Source organism: Streptomyces sp. DH-12 (assembly GCF_002899455.1).
In the GTDB taxonomy this organism is placed as follows: domain Bacteria; phylum Actinomycetota; class Actinomycetes; order Streptomycetales; family Streptomycetaceae; genus Streptomyces.
On sequence record NZ_PPFB01000001.1, the window covers coordinates 5,587,973 to 5,603,756 of the forward strand.

Annotated in this window: 12 protein-coding genes and 1 pseudogene; 5 read left to right on the top strand and 8 right to left on the bottom strand. The window is 74.8% G+C overall.

The annotated features are described in order from the left end of the window. Nucleotides 1-23: 23 nt before the first annotated feature. The 4 genes and pseudogenes from C1708_RS24075 to C1708_RS35215 all read right to left on the bottom strand — a co-directional run. On the bottom strand, nucleotides 24-1,508 hold the full coding sequence (locus C1708_RS24075) for a phytoene desaturase family protein (protein ID WP_106414621.1): 1,485 nt from the start codon (nucleotides 1,506-1,508) through the stop codon (nucleotides 24-26). A gap of 424 nt (nucleotides 1,509-1,932) precedes the next feature. Then, entirely contained in the window at nucleotides 1,933-2,562 is a 630-nt protein-coding gene (locus C1708_RS24080; RefSeq protein WP_106416467.1) for a TetR/AcrR family transcriptional regulator, read from the bottom strand. 35 nt (nucleotides 2,563-2,597) lie between these two features. Further along, nucleotides 2,598-4,682, bottom strand: coding sequence for a YhgE/Pip domain-containing protein (locus C1708_RS24085; protein WP_198602741.1), 2,085 nt, complete (start codon nucleotides 4,680-4,682; stop codon nucleotides 2,598-2,600). Between the two features lie 435 nt (nucleotides 4,683-5,117). Beyond that, nucleotides 5,118-5,672 (bottom strand): annotated as a pseudogene (locus C1708_RS35215) (ATP-binding cassette domain-containing protein); the annotation flags it as partial. 168 nt (nucleotides 5,673-5,840) lie between these two features. Here C1708_RS35215 and C1708_RS24090 point away from each other — a divergent pair. The 3 genes from C1708_RS24090 (at nucleotide 5,841) to C1708_RS24100 (ending at nucleotide 7,980) form a co-directional block, all read left to right on the top strand. Continuing rightward, nucleotides 5,841-6,404 carry an SAV_6107 family HEPN domain-containing protein gene (locus C1708_RS24090; RefSeq protein WP_106414623.1) on the top strand — a complete coding sequence of 188 codons (564 nt, stop codon included), beginning with the start codon at nucleotides 5,841-5,843 and terminating at the stop codon, nucleotides 6,402-6,404. Nucleotides 6,405-6,517: 113 nt separating this feature from the next. Beyond that, the gene (locus tag C1708_RS24095) at nucleotides 6,518-7,288 is read left to right on the top strand and encodes a methyltransferase (protein ID WP_198602579.1); all 771 of its coding nucleotides are present in this window, start codon (nucleotides 6,518-6,520) and stop codon (nucleotides 7,286-7,288) included. Nucleotides 7,289-7,575: 287 nt separating this feature from the next. Next, nucleotides 7,576-7,980 carry an SCO2097 family morphological protein gene (locus C1708_RS24100; protein ID WP_106416469.1) on the top strand — a complete coding sequence of 135 codons (405 nt, stop codon included), beginning with the start codon at nucleotides 7,576-7,578 and terminating at the stop codon, nucleotides 7,978-7,980. Nucleotides 7,981-8,165: 185 nt separating this feature from the next. Here C1708_RS24100 and C1708_RS24105 read toward each other — a convergent pair whose 3' ends face one another. From C1708_RS24105 to C1708_RS24120, 4 genes are all read right to left on the bottom strand, one after another. Beyond that, nucleotides 8,166-10,553, bottom strand: coding sequence for a transglutaminase TgpA family protein (locus tag C1708_RS24105; protein WP_106414624.1), 2,388 nt, complete (start codon nucleotides 10,551-10,553; stop codon nucleotides 8,166-8,168). Then, nucleotides 10,550-11,911: a DUF58 domain-containing protein gene (locus tag C1708_RS24110; protein WP_106414625.1), complete on the bottom strand. Its 1,362-nt coding sequence runs from the start codon at nucleotides 11,909-11,911 to the stop codon at nucleotides 10,550-10,552. The genes C1708_RS24105 and C1708_RS24110 overlap by 4 nt, the downstream gene beginning before the upstream one ends. Then, nucleotides 11,911-12,978, bottom strand: a complete 1,068-nt coding sequence (locus C1708_RS24115) for an AAA family ATPase (RefSeq protein ID WP_241911323.1) — start codon at nucleotides 12,976-12,978, stop codon at nucleotides 11,911-11,913. The genes C1708_RS24110 and C1708_RS24115 overlap by 1 nt, the downstream gene beginning before the upstream one ends. Before the next feature lie 260 nt (nucleotides 12,979-13,238). After that, nucleotides 13,239-13,787 carry a beta-class carbonic anhydrase gene (locus tag C1708_RS24120; RefSeq protein ID WP_106414626.1) on the bottom strand — a complete coding sequence of 183 codons (549 nt, stop codon included), beginning with the start codon at nucleotides 13,785-13,787 and terminating at the stop codon, nucleotides 13,239-13,241. A 412-nt stretch (nucleotides 13,788-14,199) separates the two neighbouring features. Between C1708_RS24120 and rsmH the strand changes: the two genes are divergently transcribed. Further along, nucleotides 14,200-15,204 (top strand): 16S rRNA (cytosine(1402)-N(4))-methyltransferase RsmH, encoded by a 1,005-nt coding sequence (gene rsmH, locus C1708_RS24125; RefSeq protein ID WP_274543358.1) that lies wholly within the window; start codon nucleotides 14,200-14,202, stop codon nucleotides 15,202-15,204. Nucleotides 15,205-15,289: 85 nt separating this feature from the next. Beyond that, nucleotides 15,290-15,784: a cell division protein FtsL gene (gene ftsL, locus C1708_RS24130; protein WP_241911325.1), complete on the top strand. Its 495-nt coding sequence runs from the start codon at nucleotides 15,290-15,292 to the stop codon at nucleotides 15,782-15,784.

Sequence of the window (15,784 nt, forward strand, 5' to 3'; positions counted from 1 at the left end):
ACCGCCCCTTCGGCGGCCCGTGTTCACCGCGAGCCGCGGAAGTCCGGCCCCTCGACGACGAGTCCGGCCACCAGCGCCCCTGACATCCCGGCGTGCGGCAGCCCGCCGCCGGGGTGCGACCAGCCGCCGACGGTGAACAGACCCGGCAGCCGCGTGCTGTTGGACGCGTGCAGGAAACGGCCGTCCGCCGCGGCGAGCGCCGGCGACGGCACCGCGCCGCCCTCCGCGCCCGTCTCCCGCGCGACGTCCCGCGGTGTGCGCACCTCGTGCCACAGCAGCCGGTCCCGCAGATCCGGCACGGCCCGCGCGGCGGCCGTGAGCATCCGCTCCGCGTACTCCTCGACGCCGGCCGTCCCGGCGGGCGTCACCGCCGTCACCGTCACCGCCTCGTGCCCGGCGTCCGGGACCAGCGCCGGGTCGTCCGGGCGCAGCACCGTCACCGTCGGCTCGGCGGGCAGCCCGGCGCCGGCCAGCGCGTCCAGCTCCGCCTCGCGGTCCCGGGTGTGCACGACCGTCCGGTGCGGGGTGCCCTCCGGGCGGCCGCCGCGCAGCGCCAGCAGCACCGTCGTCCGGCTCGCCCCGTCCCGCCGGGCGGGCACCTCGCCCTCCCCGCGCAGCCGCGTGCCGCTCATCCGCTCCAGCGCGCCGGGGTCCACCCCCGCGACCACCAGGTCCGCCTCCACCGCCGTCCCGTCGGCGAGTTCCACACCCGCCGCCCGGCCGTCCTTCTCCAGCACCGCGGTGACCTCCGCGCCGAAGCGGAACTCCACCCGGCGGGCCAGGCACCGCTCGTACACCGCCCGCGCCAGCTCCCGCAGCCCGCCGCGCACGTACCAGGTGCCGAAGGCGTGCTCCATGTACGGCAGCACCGCCGCGCTCGCCGGGGTGGTCCGGGGATCGAGCCCGAACGCCAGGGCGTGGCTCTCCAGCAGTGCCCGCAGCCGCGGGTCACGCAGCTCCCAGTCGCCCACCTCGGCCAGTGTGGCCGCCTTGCGCGTGCGCAGCAGCCGCCGGTGCGGGACCGCGGGGTAGGGCTCGCGTTCGGCCAGCACCTCCCAGTTGGGCCACAGCGGCTCCTCCAGCAGCGGGCGGCGCGCCCGGTCCCAGGCCTCGCGGGCCCGCACCAGGAAGTCGCCCCAGCGCCGTGCCGCGTCCGCGCCCAGCGCCTCCTCCAGCGCGGAGATCACGCCCGCGCGCGAGGCGTTCGGCAGGGACACCCGGGTGCCGTCCGCGAAGACGTGGTGCGACGACGGGTCGGCCTGCACCAGCTCGACGCACTCCTCCAGCGGCTCCCGGCCCGTCTTCACGAACAGGTCGCGGTAGACGGCGGGCAGCGGCAGCAGCCCGGGACCGGTGTCGAAGGCGAACCCGTCCCGTTCCCGGCGGCGCAGCGCACCGCCGTAGGTCTCCGTCCGCTCGTACACCGCCACCCGGTGGCCCGCGACGGCCAGCCGGGCGGCGGCCGCCAGCGCGCCCGCGCCGGCGCCGATCACCGCAATCCGTGCCATGCCAGGGACTTTATCCGCCGCAGGTCACGGCCCGTCCCCGAGGACCCGCGCCCCCGCGGCGCGACCGTCCGGGCGCACACCGTGATGGGCCCGGGTGCGCAGGCGTGAGTACGCGTACCTAGCCGGCGAGATGAGTACGGCGGCGGATGGGCCCGGACCGGCGCGAACGGAAGAGTGGAGGCCACGGAGAGGGGCCCGGACCCACGGGACCGGCGACACGGGGCGCCGGAACGGGAGCCGGCCCGCGATCCGCTCCTTCCGCCGGCGCCGTCGGCGGGAGCGAGGCACGGGGGAACCCGGGGGAACGATCGCGACGGGGGTTCCACGGGGGGACGTACGGGGGAACGGAAGGCGCCGGCCCGGCCGGTGGCCCGCGGGGGACGCGGCCACCGGCGGACCGGCGCCTTCACTTCCGCGGCGGACGTCAGCGGCGGCCGCTGACCCGCCCCTGCAGCAGCCGCGACAGCGCCGCGTGCACGTCGTCCAGGGACCGCTCCGGCTGGAACGACTTCCAGTCCAGCGCCGCCACCAGCACCATGCCCACCAGTGCCGCCGCCGTCAGCGGCACGTCGATCTCCTCGCTGAACTCCCCGGCCGCCACGCCCCCGCGCAGCACGCCCTCGACCACCGCCACGGCCTGCTGCCGCACCACCATCAGCGTCGACTGCCAGGCCCGGTTGGTGCGCCACAGCTCGGCCACGTAGAGCTGCGTGAAGGCCGGGTAGCGGTCGATGAACACCAGTCCGGCGCGGATCATGGCGTCCAGGGCGTCGACCTTGGAGCCGCCCTCCCGGGCCGTCCGCTCGGCCGCCTCCCGCAGCGAGGCGGTCAGCAGGCCGACCCCGTGCCGCAGCAGCTCCTCGAAGAGGACCGACTTGCTCGCGAAGTTGTAGTAGACGGTGCCCTTCGCGACGCCCGCCCGCTCGGCGATCTCGTCCACGGTGGTGGCGGAGAACCCCTGCTCGGCGATGAGGGTGACGGCCGCCTCGTAGAGCTTCTGCCGGGTGGCCTCGCGGCGGGCGCTGCCGCCCGGCGTGGTGCTGCTGCGTTCCATGGCCATGATTCTCACAGGAGCGCCCGTCCGTCCGTTCACAGGCTCAGCTCCGGGTGCAGCCGGTCGAGCGTCCACACCTGTCGGCGGCGGGCCGACAGCGCGGTCAGCGCGAGCGCCCCGGCCGTGAACGCCGCCAGCACGGCGCAGGCCGTCCACACGGGGCCGAGCCCGCCGCCCGTGATCAGCCGCCGCAGCGCCTCCACGACGTGCGTCATCGGCAGGAACGGATGCAGCGCGTTGAAGAAGTCCGGACTGGTCTGCACGGGGTACGTGCCGCCCGCCGAGGTGAGCTGGAGCATCAGCAGCGCCAGCACCAGGATCCGGCCGGCCGCGCCGAAGCGGGCGTTCAGCCACTGCACGATCGCCGCGAAGCACGCCGTGACCAGGAACAGGAAGCCCACCGTGCCGGCCGCCCGCGCCATCCGCAGGCCGAGCCCCCAGTGCAGCACCGACATCAGCGCCACCGTCTGCAGCACCCCGATCGCCGCCACCGGCAGCCAGCCCGCCAGCGCGATCCGCCAGGCGGAGGCGCCTGCCGCGAGCGCCCGCCGGTTCATCGGCGCGATCAGCATGTACGCCACCATCGCGCCCACCCACAGTGACAGCGGGATGAAGTACGGGGCGAAACCGGTGCCGTAATCGGGCGCCTTGTGCAGGTCGTGGGAGACCAGCCGCACGGGGTCGGCCATCACCTCGGTGCGCCGGTCGCGGTCCTGCTCGTCGTAGTCGGGGATCTTCTCGGCGCCCTCGTGCAGACCGCCGGCCAGCTCCTCGGAACCGTCGGCCAGCTCGAAGAGCCCGCCGCTGAGGTCGTCCGCGCCCGTCTTCAGCCTGCCGACGCCCTTGTCCAGGTTCCGGGCGCCCGTCTCGGCGGTGGCGAGTCCCTCGTGCAGCTTCTTCGCCCCCGCCGCGACCTTGCGGGCGCCCGTGTCGAGCTTGCCGACGCGGCTGACGGCGTCCTCGAGGTCCTCGGAGAGGCGCGGGGCGCGCCCGGCCAGCGCACGCGCCTGCTTCTCCAGGGTGGCGAGCTGCCCGTCGAGCTTCTTCAGGTCGGCGTGGCGGGAGGTCACCAGGCCGTTGACGTCGTCGGCGACGGACGAGGCGGCCGCCGCCGCCTCCTCGGCCTTCTCCAGGTCCGGACAGGCGGGGTCGGGCGCGTCGGCGTCCTCGCAGCGCTCGCGGTGGAGCGTGTCCAGGGTGCCGGACGCCTCATGGGCGTCCTTCGCGGCGGCCGGCGCCTTCTCCACCAGTGCGTCCAGGTCGTCCCGCAGCCGTCCCGCCCCGTCGGCGACGAGCCGGGCCGTCTCGCCGACGGCCTTCTCGTTCTTCTTCAGGAACGGGCCCGCCCCGGCGTTCAGCGCGTTCACCTTCTCGACGAGCCGGCGCGTGCCGTCCGCGACCTTCCCGGAGCCGTCCTCCAGGGCGCCCGCGCCCTTGTGGAGGTCCTTCAGCCCCTTGGACAGCTTGCCGCTGCCCGAGCGGGCGTCCCGCAGCCCGTCGACGAGGTCCTTGGAGCCCTTCTCCGCCTCGCCGATGCCCCCGTTCAGCTCGTCGGCGCCCTGCGCCGCCTTCACGGTCTCGCCGTGGAGGCCGGAGAAGGAGACGAAGATCCGGTCCAGGAAGGAGCGGGAGGTCCTGGTGGACGCCGCCCGCCGCACCTCGCCGAACACCGTCCGGGAGATCTGCCCGACGATGTAGTTGTTCGCGTCGTTGGTGCGCACCCGCAGCGCGCCGGTCTCGGGGGAGTCGCCCGAACTGGAGGCGATGCGGCGGCTGAAGTCGGCGGGCACCGTCAGCGACAGGTAGTACGTGCCGTCCTCGACCCCGCGCCTGGCCTCCTCCTCGCTCACCTCCCGCCAGTCGAAGGCGGAGCTGTCGTGCAGACCCTCCGCGATGTCGTCGCCGGCCGTGATCCGCTCGCCGTCCGCGGTCGCGCCCCTGTCCTCGTTCACGAGGGCCACGGGGATCCGGTCGAGACGGCCGTACGGGTCCCAGAACGACCACAGGTACAGGGCGCCGTAGAGCAGGGGCAGCACCAGCAGGGCGACGAGCGCCGCGCGCGGGAGGGTGCCGCGCCCGAAACGCCGCAGCTCAAGGGCGGCCAGTCGTGGCGATCGCATCGTCGGCGGCCTCCTTCCCGGCGTGGTCGGCGGGGGAGCGGCCGGTGGCGTCGGTCCCGTGGGTCCCGTGGGTCCCGTGGGTCTCGCCGGCCTTGTCGGCAGCGGCGTGGGCGGCTGCGCAGGGGCTGTCGGCCTCGGCTGTCCCGTCCCGGCGGGCGCCGGGGCCGGCGCCGGTCCGGCGGGGTCCGCTGCCGGGGCGCCGGGGTCCGCTGCCGTGCCGGCGGGGGAGGCGCCCGGCTCGTCGCCGGCGGGAGCGGCGGGCTCGTCGGCCCCCGTGCCGGACCGGCCGGCGCCGGTGCGCACGACCACCGCGCCGGACGGCGGCTCGCTGCACACGGCCAGCACCGTGACGCCCGTGTCCGCGACGGACCGCAGCAGGCCCCACACCTCGTCCCGCTCGGCGGACGACAGCTTCAGGTCGGTGTCGTCGATCCCGAGCAGCCGGGGACGCCCCAGCAACGCCAGCGCCAGCGACAGCCGCAGCGCCTCCACCCGCTCCAGGTCCCGCACCGCGGTCCGCTCGCCCTTGGGCAGGGCCGCCGGGTCCAGCCCGGCGGTGGCCAGCGCCTCCTCGATGTGCCGGCGCCGCTCCCGCCGCCGCTCGGCGCGCGGGCGCAGCAACCGCCGGGGCCGGGGGAGCGCGTCCCCGAAGCGGCGCCGCAGCAGCTCCCGCTCGCGCAGGTGCTCGGCCACGGTGAACGCCGGGTCGAGGTCGGTCACCCCGGCGACGTGCGCCAGGCCGCTGCGGCGGCGTACGGCGGCCATGCGCCGGGGCAGTTCCAGCCCGCCGACGACGGCCCGCCCCTCCGTCGGCCTCATGCGTCCGGTGAGCGCGAGCAGCAGACAGGTGCGGCCCGTGCCGGACGGTCCCGTCACCGCGATCAGCGCACCGGGCCCGGCGTGGACCGAGACGTCGCGGAAGGCCCACCCCCGTGGCCCCCTCAGGCCGAGGCCGTCGGCCACGACGGCGAGTCCGCTCGGATCGTCCACGAGTCCCCCTGGAACTTTTGAACTGACTGGTCAGTGCAAAAGCTAGCTCGAACGGGCGAGCGGGGCAACGTCGCAGGTCAGAACGGATTGTCAGTGCCATACCGCACGATGTGCACATACGGCACTTGCCTCATGGCGTGCCGTCACGAAGACGACAGGAGGTTCGTCATGGCCCACTCGTCCGCAGCAGCCGCCCGTCGGCGCCGCGCAACCGGCCCTGCCCCCTCACTGAACAACGGCCCGGCGAGCGACATCCACCCCGTGCTGCGCCGCGCCACGGCCCCGCCGGCCGCCCTCGACCTGCTCGCCCAGGCCCGCGCCGGACTCGACGAGGCCGCCGTCCTCGACACCCCCAACGAGCGCTACGCCATGGCCCACCTGGCCGCCCTGCGCACCGCCGCCGCCGTGCTCGCCGCCCGGGGCAGGCCCGAGACCTCGCCCCGGGCGCGGGCGAAGATACGAAGCGCGTGGGAGGTGCTCCCGGAGATCGCGCCCGAACTCACCGAGTGGAGCGCTCTCTTCGCCTCCGGGGCGCAGCGCCGCGCCCGGGCCGAGGCGGGCATCCAGGGCGCGGCGACCGTGCGGGACGCCGACGACCTGATCCGGGACGTGGCGATGTTCCTGCGGCTGGTCGAGCGGATGCTGGTGCTCCAGCCGGTGCTGCCCCAGTCCCGCCCCGACCAGGACGGCCCGGACACCACCCCGCGCGGCGGCCTGCCCGACGCGGGCTGACCGGGGCGCCACCGGGTGAGGGCGGGGCGCCGCGCAGGCCATAGGGTGGACAGCGCCTGAAACCCGATCGCCCCGCCCCACCCCAGGCGGTGCCCCGCCGAGGAGTCACCACCGTGCCGGACCCGATGCGCCCCCGCGCCGCTCTCCGTACCGCCGTTGTCTGGGACGTCCTCCAGGACGCCCTGGAACGCCGGGTCAAGGCCACCGGACGGCAGGCCCTGGACGTCCTCGACACCGGCGGCGGCAGCGGCAACTTCGCCGTGCCCCTGGCCCGGCTCGGTCACCGGGTGACCGTCGTGGACCCCAGCCCCGACGCCCTGTTCGCCCTGGAGCGCCGTGCCGCAGAGGAGGACGTCGCGGACCGGGTGCACGGCGTGCAGGGCGACGTCCGCGGCCTCTTCGACGTCGCCGAGCGCGGCGGCTACGACGTCGTGCTGTGCCACGGCGTCCTGGAGTACGTCGACGACCCGGCGGAGGGCGTGCGCAACACGGTGGCAGCCCTGCGCCCCGGCGGCGTCCTGAGCCTGCTCGCCGCGGGCCTGGGCGGCGCGGTGCTCGCCCGCGCCCTCGCCGGGCACTTCACGGAGGCCCGGCAGGCGCTCGGCGACCCGAACGGCCGATGGGGCGAGGGCGACCCCGTGCCGCGCCGCTTCACCGCCGGCCAGCTCACCGCGCTGGTGCGCGGCGCGGGCCTGGAGGTCGGCGCGGTGCACGGCGTACGGGTCTTCTCGGACCTCGTCCCCGGAGTGCTGGTCGACACCGAGCCCGGAGCGCTGGAGGCGCTGCTGAAGCTGGAGGCCGCAGCGGCCGAGCTCGACGCGTTCCACTCCGTGGCCACGCAGCTTCATGTGCTCGGTGGGGCCAGGGGGACCGCCGAGGCGTGAGCCGCCGTCCGTGACACGGCGCTGATCAGCGGCGCGTCCGGCGGCCCCGGGGCGCATGGACTGTGCCACAGGCCCCCCGAATGGCGGCTCGGAGCCGTATGATCGAGGGAGACCGCCCGGCATGACGGGTCGGCCGCCGGGGAATGACAGCCTCAGCGGACCGGTGCGTGATGGCGGACACCGGTTGGCAATTGGCGCAGAGGGGCGGGTTTCACGGGGGCGATTCCCTGCCTATCCTGAAGGGACCCCCCGGGTCGCCCCGGCGACTGCACGATGAGGAGGACTCCGTGCCGCTCTCGGAGCACGAGCAGCGCATGCTCGAGCAAATGGAGCGAGCGCTGTACGCCGAAGATCCCAAGTTCGCGACGGCGCTCGAGGGAAGCGGGCTGCGTACGTACACCCGGCGACGGGTCTACCAGGCGGTCGCGGGCTTCCTCGTAGGTATTGCGCTCCTCATGGCCGGTATGGTCGCCCAGCAGGTGTGGCTCAGCGTCGTGGGTTTCCTCGTGATGCTGGGATGCGCCGTACTCGCGGTGACCGGATGGCGCAAGGCACCCAAGCCGGGTGAGCAGGCCGCCGGTGCGAGTGCCGCGCCGCGCGCCGGCCGCCAGAGCAGAGCGCGTCGTTCGATGATGGACCGCATCGAGGAGCGGTGGCAGCGGCGCCGTGACGAACAGGGCGGCGGCCACTGAGGTCCTCGTAGCTTCTGGCTCAGGGGCGCCCACCGACACGGTGGGCGCCCCTGAGTCGTCCCTGGCACCGGTCGCGGCCCCACCCCCGTGGTCGCTCCGTAGTCGTTCGCGCGGTTCCCCGCGCCCCCTCAGGGGCGCGGGGAACCGCGCGGACGACTCAGGACGGCCCGCGGCCGCACCCGGCCTCAGCCACGCTGGCGGGACGGCAGGCGCCAGTTCGGGCGGAGGGCGGTGAGACGGTCCCGCAGGGCCGTCCACCGGTCGGACACCGCCCACACCACCCGCACGGCCGACCGCGGCGCCAGCACCGCCCGCAGGCGGGCCCGGCGCGACGCCGAGGCCCGCAACGCGGCCGTCGCGCGCCGCACGTCGTCCGCCAGACCCGTGGCCGGCCGCGGCCGCGGCGCGTACAGCACCTGTTCCACCGCCCCCGCCAGCCGGTGCACCGACGCCGCCGCGTCCCCCTCGAGCCGGCCCTGCCGCACGAGACGGCCGGCGGCCCCGCGCGCGGTCAGCGACTCGTCCGGCACGATGCCGTGGTCCCAGGCCGCGTCCGTCAGCTCCTCCCAGGCGGCCAGCACGTACGGTGCGACGTCCTCCTCCGAGCGGCCGTGGCCGCCCAGCCGCCGCGCCCGCATCCGCGTCCGCCACAACAGCGGCGCCAGCGGCAGCGCCAGGACCAGCAGCCCGGCCAGCGCCCACAGCAGCACCACGTGCCACTTCGGACCGTCGTCGTCCACCGGCAGGGCCGCCTGCGGCGACTCGCTCTCGCAGGCCCCCGGGCCGCTGCCGTCCGCCCGGCAGTCCGTGCTCTGCGACGGCGCGGCCGACGGGTCCGAGGGCGCGGCCTGCGACGGCCGGGCCGGATCCGCCGGCCCGTTGTCCTCGACGTCCTGCACGGTGTAGTCCGGCGTCGAACCACGGGTGGGGGTCGGCTCGAACCGCGTCCAGCCCACGCCCTCGAAGTACAGCTCGGGCCAGGCGTGCGCGTCCCGCATCGCGACCGAGATCGTGCCGTCGGCCTGCGGGGCGCCGGGCGCGAAGCCCACCGCGATACGCGCCGGGATGCCCAGCGACCGCGCCATGGACGCCATCGCGAAGGAGTAGTGCACGCAGAAGCCCCGCTTGTCCTGCAGGAAGCGGGCGATCGCCTGCGAGCCGCTGCCGACGTCGACCTGGGTGTCGTACTGGAAGTCGCCGCTCAGCGTGAACCAGTCCTGCAGCATGACCGCCCGGTCGTAGGCGCTCTTCGCGCCGTCGGTCACGTCACGCGCGGTCCTGTGCACCACGGCGGGCAGCGAGTCGGGCAGCTCGGTGTACTCGCGCAGCACCCCGGCCGACGGCTCCGGCGCCCCGGCCAGCTGCTCCGCCGTGGGCCGCACGTCGAGGCTGCGCACCTCGTACGTCAGGCCGCTGGTGCTCTGCCCGTGGTCGCCGACCAGCGTCATGCCGACGGGCTCGTAGCGCCAGTCGCCCTGCACGCTCACCCGGCTCGGCGGGTACGGCATCGGCAGCCAGGTCTGGCCGTACGTCTTCGCCACCGAGATCGACGTGCCGACCTCCGTGAACTCCACGTCGGGGCTGAGGCCCGGCGGGGCGGGGAAGCCCTCGGGCACCTGGGTGATGGCCCGCTTCGACGGCTTCCACGTGGTGCCGTCGAAGTCGTCCAGGGACACGATGCGCAGGTACAGGTCCGAGGTGTTCTCCATCTCGGTGCGCACCGAGAACACCTGGCGGTCGTCGTCGTTGTTCAGCGAGTCGCGCAGCGACACCAGCGGGTTCACCGCGGAGATGGTGCCGCCCCCGCCGCTCCCCGCGCCCATGCCCCGGCCGTCCGGGTCCAGCAGGCCGCCGTCCATCGCGGGCAGCGCCAGCGGCGCCACCAGGGCGATGCCCAGCGCCACCACGCCGATCCGGTGCCCGAAGCGCACCGGCGCCGGCGTGCCGGGCGTCTCCCTGCCCCGGCCGCGCGGCGGCCCGGCGAACACCCGGCCCCACTGGGAGAGCCGGTCCCGGCCCTCGGCGAGCAGCAGCATCAGATAACCGGCCGCCGCCAGCAGGAACCACAGCCACTCGATGCCGTCGTCGGTCAGGCCCGCGGCCACCGAGTACAGGGCGAGCAGCGGCAGTCCGGCCGGGGCCGCGCTGCGGAAGGTCACCGCGAGGGCGTCCACCAGCAGGCCGATGATCAGGACCCCGCCGACCAGCATCAGACGGATGCCGTCGGTCAGCGGCGCCGGTATCGCGTACCGGTTGACGTCCTCGCCGCCCTGCTCCAGCAGCTGGCCGAAGAAGCGCACGGCGTCCGGGCCGGGTATCAGCCCGGCGACGGCGTGCTCCCGCGCGAACATCAGGGTGAGCAGCAGCAGCGTGACGACGACCTGCGCCGTCACCGTCAGCGACCGCGCCAGCGGCACCCGCCGCGCCGCCGCGCCCACGCCCGCCTGCACGCCCAGCAGCAGCGCCACCTGCAGTATCCAGACGGTCGACTCCACCAGCGGCAGCAGCGCACAGGCCGCCAGCAGGGTGGCCGCCCAGGCGCGCACCGTCAGCCTGGCCAGTGAGCTGATCACGGTCCCTCCCCACCGCTCGCCGCCACCAGGCCCGAGCGCTCACGGTCCGCCTGCCGCCACAGCTGTTCCAGCGAGGCGCCCCGCGGCACCGCCACGGCCGTCCAGCCCGACTCGCGCAGCATCCGCAGCCGCTCCTCGCCCGGCTCCGCGGGTCCGGGCACGTCCGACGGCTCCCGCTGCCAGTCGTGGCTGTCCAGCAGGAAGGCGACGGCGCCTCCGGTGCGCTGCCGCATCCGGGCCAGCACCGCGGTCTGCTCGTCGTCCAGGTCGCCGAGGAACGCCACCAGCAGCCCCTCGCCCCCGGAGCGCATCACGTCGTGGGCGCGGGACAGGCCCTCCTCGTCGGAGTGGTCCACCACGGCCAGGGTGTCCATCATCAGCCCGGCCGCGTCCGCCGACTCCTGGTGCACCCCTGAGAACCCGTCGGCGCCCTCGCCGGGCACCGAGGCGCCGGTGTCGGTCAGCAGCCGCACCGAGAAGCCCCGCTCCAGCATGTGCACCAGCACCGAGGCCGCGCCCGACACCGCCCACTCGAACGCCGAGTCCGGCCCCGCGCCCTCGTAGGCGACGGCGCGGGTGTCCAGCAGCACCGTGCAGCGGGCGCGCTGCGGCTGCTCCTCGCGGCGCACCATCAGCTCGCCGTAGCGGGCGGTGGAGCGCCAGTGGACGCGGCGCAGATCGTCGCCGTAGCGGTAGCCGCGCGGGATCACGTCGTCCTCGCCGGCCAGCGCCAGCGAGCGCTGCCGCCCGTCGCCGTACCCCTTCGAGTCGCCGCTCAGCCGCACCGGCGGCAGCGCCTCCACGCGGGGGGTCACCGTCAGCGTGTCGTACGAGGAGAACGAGCGGTTCAGCTCGCACATCCCGAACGGGTCGGACAGCCGCAGCTGCAGCGGACCCAGCGGGTAGCGGCCGCGCAGGTCGGAGCGGACCCGGTAGGACACCTCACGGCGCCCGCCCGTCTCCACCCGGTCCAGCACGAACCGCGGGCGCGGCCCGAGCACGTAGGGCACCCGGTCCTGGAGCATCAGCAGACCCGTGGGCATCCGGGACACGTTGTCCATGCGCAGGTGCACCCGCGCCTCGGTCCCCGCCGGCACCCGGCCGGGGGAGAGCCGGCGGCTGCCCGCGACCCGGTAGCGGGTGCGGTAGAGCACGGCCGCGCACACCAGCGGCAGCACCGCCAGCAGCAGCCCGACCCGCAGCAGGTCGCTCTGCCCGAGCACGTACGCGCAGATCGCGGCCGCGATCCCGGCCGCCAGGAAGGAGCGCCCCCGGGTGGTGAGCCCCGCCAGGGCGGTCCTCAGCCCGCTCCGGTCGTCCCGGTCGTCGTCGGCGTGGACCGCGCCGGCGGTGCTCATCACAGCCTCCGGGGCGGCTGCTGGCCGTAGCCTCCGCTGCCCAGGCCGAACCCGGCGGGCTGGCCGGCCGCCCCGGGCACCGTGGTGCGCTGCAGGATCTCCTGCACCACCTGCTCGGCGGTGCGGCGGTTGAGCTGGGCCTGCGCGGTGGGCAGCAGACGGTGGGCGAGCACGGCGACGGCGAGCGCCTGCACGTCGTCCGGCAGCGCGTAGTCACGGCCCTCCAGGGCCGCCGCCGCCTTCGCCGCCCGCAGCAGATGCAGCGTCGCGCGCGGCGACGCCCCGAGTCTGAGGTCCGGGTGCGTACGGGTGGCGGCGACCAGGTCGACCGCGTACCGCCGGACCGGTTCGGCCACGTACACGCCGCGCACCGCCTCGATCAGCTTCACGATCTCGTGCGCGTGCGCCACCGGCTGGAGGTCCTCCAGAGGGGAGACGCCGCCGTGCACGTCGAGCATCTGCAGCTCGGCCTCCGCGCTCGGGTAGCCGACCGACACGCGGGCCATGAAACGGTCGCGCTGGGCCTCCGGCAGCGGGTAGGTGCCCTCCATCTCGACCGGGTTCTGCGTCGCCACCACCATGAAGGGGCTGGGCAGTTCGTAGGTCTTGCCGTCGATGGTGACCTGGCGCTCCTCCATCGACTCCAGCAGGGCCGACTGCGTCTTCGGCGAGGCGCGGTTGATCTCGTCGCCGATCACGATCTGCGCGAAGATGGCGCCCGGCTTGAACTCGAAGTCACGGCGCTGCTGGTCCCAGATGGACACACCGGTGATGTCCGAGGGCAGCAGGTCCGGTGTGAACTGGATGCGCCGCACCGAGCAGTCGATCGACCGCGCCAGTGCCTTCGCCAGCATCGTCTTGCCGACTCCCGGGACGTCCTCGATGAGCAGATGTCCCTCGGCGAGCAGCACGGTCAGCGAGAGCCGTACGACCTCGGGCTTCCCCTCGATCACGCCTTCCACCGAACCGCGCACGCGCTCCACGACGGCGGTCAGGTCCTCCCCGACCGCCCCGTATGCCCGGTCGGGGGCGCCCCCATGGCTCGCACGATCGTCATAGGTCGTCACCCGGCCCTCCTCGGCCTTTCCCGCGCTCCGTGATGAAGCGGGGGTTCCCCACATGTCCCGGCCGACCCCTCGTCCAGCGGACCGGCCCTCCCCGAATCACGGGCGTCACCCGGAAAAAGTTCCGGGTGACACCACTTCCGCATTCTTGCCGTCGTTACCGTTTCGTGTCACTCGCCTGTGGACAACTGACAGCGATATGTCAGCTCCTGCGGCGTTCGACGGCTCTCCGGGTGCGGCCGGCCCCGGGACGGACGGCCGGGTCAGGCGGGATCGACCTCGCGCAGCAGACCCGTCTTGACGTCGAAGACGAACCCGCGCACGTCGTCGGTGTGCAGCAGGAACGGCGAGGTCCGCACCCGCTGCATCGACTGGCGGACGTCCTGGTCCACGTCCCGGAAGGCCTCGACGGCCCACGCCGGACGCTGTCCCACCTCCATCTCGAGATCGTGCCGGAACTCCTCGGTGAGGGACTCCAGGCCGCAGTTGGTGTGGTGGATGAGGACCACGCTGCGCGTGCCCAGCGCCCGCTGGCTGATGGTCAGCGAACGGATCACGTCGTCCGTGACGACGCCGCCCGCGTTGCGGATGGTGTGGCAGTCGCCGAGCGACAGGCCCAGCGCGTCGTGCAGGTCGAGGCGGGCGTCCATGCAGGCCACGATCGCGACGTGGAGGACCGGGCGGGCGTCCATCCCGGGATCGGTGAACGCGGCCGCGTAACGCTCGTTGGCTTCGACCAGACGGTCGGTCACGGTGCCGGGGCCGGCGGCGGTGCTCCCGGCACCGGCGGGCACGGATGCAGAAGTCGTCATACGACTGACCGTACTGGTCATGAGGGCGTCGGGCCCGTTGTGAGAGGGGACAAAGAATGCCGACGAACCTTGGTGTGAGGTAACCCACAGGAGTGGTGTGACCCCCTTCCTACGGGTGATGTGTCCGATCCGTCCCTTGACCCGCGCGGGCCGCGACGCGCAGTCCGGTTGATTGACCGGGCCGGACCGTGGACTAAAGTGGCGCGAAGCGGGAGGCGAGACCGCCCGCCGCTGTGACGTCCCCGGATCCCCGGCCACGGCCAGGGGATCTCCCGCGTGCGCGGCGCGTACGTACGGCTCGGCCTCCTCCCGCCGCCGCCCGGCCGACGCCCCCGGCGCCGGCCGCCCCCTCACCGGGGAGGGCGGGGAACCGGCGGTGCGTGAGTGTCACGCCGGATCTGAGAGGGCCGAAGTGAAAGGGCGCGAAGCGCTTCCGCACAAGGGCGGTGGCGGGCGACGGGAGGGCGAGAGCCGACACGTCCCGGTGATGCTCCAGCGGTGCCTGGACCTGTTGGCGCCCGCCCTGGAGCGGCCCGGCGCGGTGGTCGTCGACTGCACGCTCGGCCTCGGCGGCCACAGCGAGGCGCTGCTCACCCGCTTTCCCGAGGCCCGGCTCGTGGCCCTGGACCGCGACAAGGAGGCGCTGCGCCTGTCCGGCGAACGGCTCGCCCCCTTCGGCGACCGGGCCACCCTGGTGCACGCGGTCTACGACGAGCTGCCCGACGTCCTCGGCCGGCTCGGCGTCCCCCGTGTCCAGGGCGTCCTGTTCGACCTCGGGGTCTCCTCGATGCAGCTCGACGAGGCCGGCCGAGGCTTCGCGTACGCCCAGGACGCCCCCCTCGACATGCGGATGGACCAGACGACCGGCGTCAGCGCCGCCGAGGTCCTCAACACCTACCCGCCCGGCGAGCTCGTCCGCATCCTGCGCGCCTACGGCGAGGAGAAGCAGGCCAAGCGGATCGTGGCCGCCGTCGTGCGCGAGCGCGAGAAGGAGCCCTTCACCACCAGCGCCCGCCTGGTTGAGCTGATCCGCGACGCGCTGCCGCAGGCCGCCAAGCGCACCGGCGGCAACCCGGCCAAGCGCACCTTCCAGGCCCTGCGGATCGAGGTCAACGGCGAGCTGTCGGTGCTGGAGCGGGCCGTCCCGGCGGCCGTGAAGGCCCTCGACGTCGGCGGACGCATCGCCGTGCTGTCGTACCACTCCCTGGAGGACCGGCTGGTCAAGCAGGTGTTCGCGGCGGGCGCCGTCACCACCGCCCCGCCCGGGCTCCCGGTCGTCCCCGAGCAGTACCAGCCGCGGCTCAAGCTGCTCACGCGCGGTGCCGAACTTCCCACCGAGGAGGAGATCGCCGAGAACCGCCGCGCGGCCCCCGCGCGGCTGCGCGGCGCCGAGCGCATCCGGGAGGACGCCGGGTGAGGCGGCGGCGGTGAGACACGGGCCGGACCCCGGGCGGGCGACGGCCGGGCGGACGGACGGGACGAGCGAACTCAGGGGAGCGTGAGTGAGTAGGAAACCCGAACTGAAGGGGCGGCCCGAGCTGCGGGGGAGGGCGGCGCGGCTCGCGCAGCTCCTGCCCACCGGCCGTGCCCAGGCGGCCCGCACCCCCTTCGTGCTCCTCGTGGTCCTGCTCCTCGGCGGCGGTCTGATCGGCCTGCTGGTGCTGAACTCCGCGCTCAGCGAGGGCGCGTTCCGCCTCGACGACCTCCAGCGGGAGACCAAGGAGCTCACGGACGAGGAGCAGGCCCTGCAGCGCGACATCGACGCCTACTCCGCCCCCGACGCGCTCCAGCGCCGCGCCCGCGAGCTCGGCATGGTGCCCGGCGGCGACCCCGCCTTCCTCGCCCCCGACGGCAAGGTCAAGGGCGTGCCCAGCGAAGCCTCCGCGGCCCGCGCCCCCCTGGTCCTCGCGCCCGAGGCGCCGGCCACGGCGACGGCCCCGCCGCCCGGGTCCGAACCCGCCCCCCGTTCCTCGCACGTCTCGACCCCCGGCAGGTGA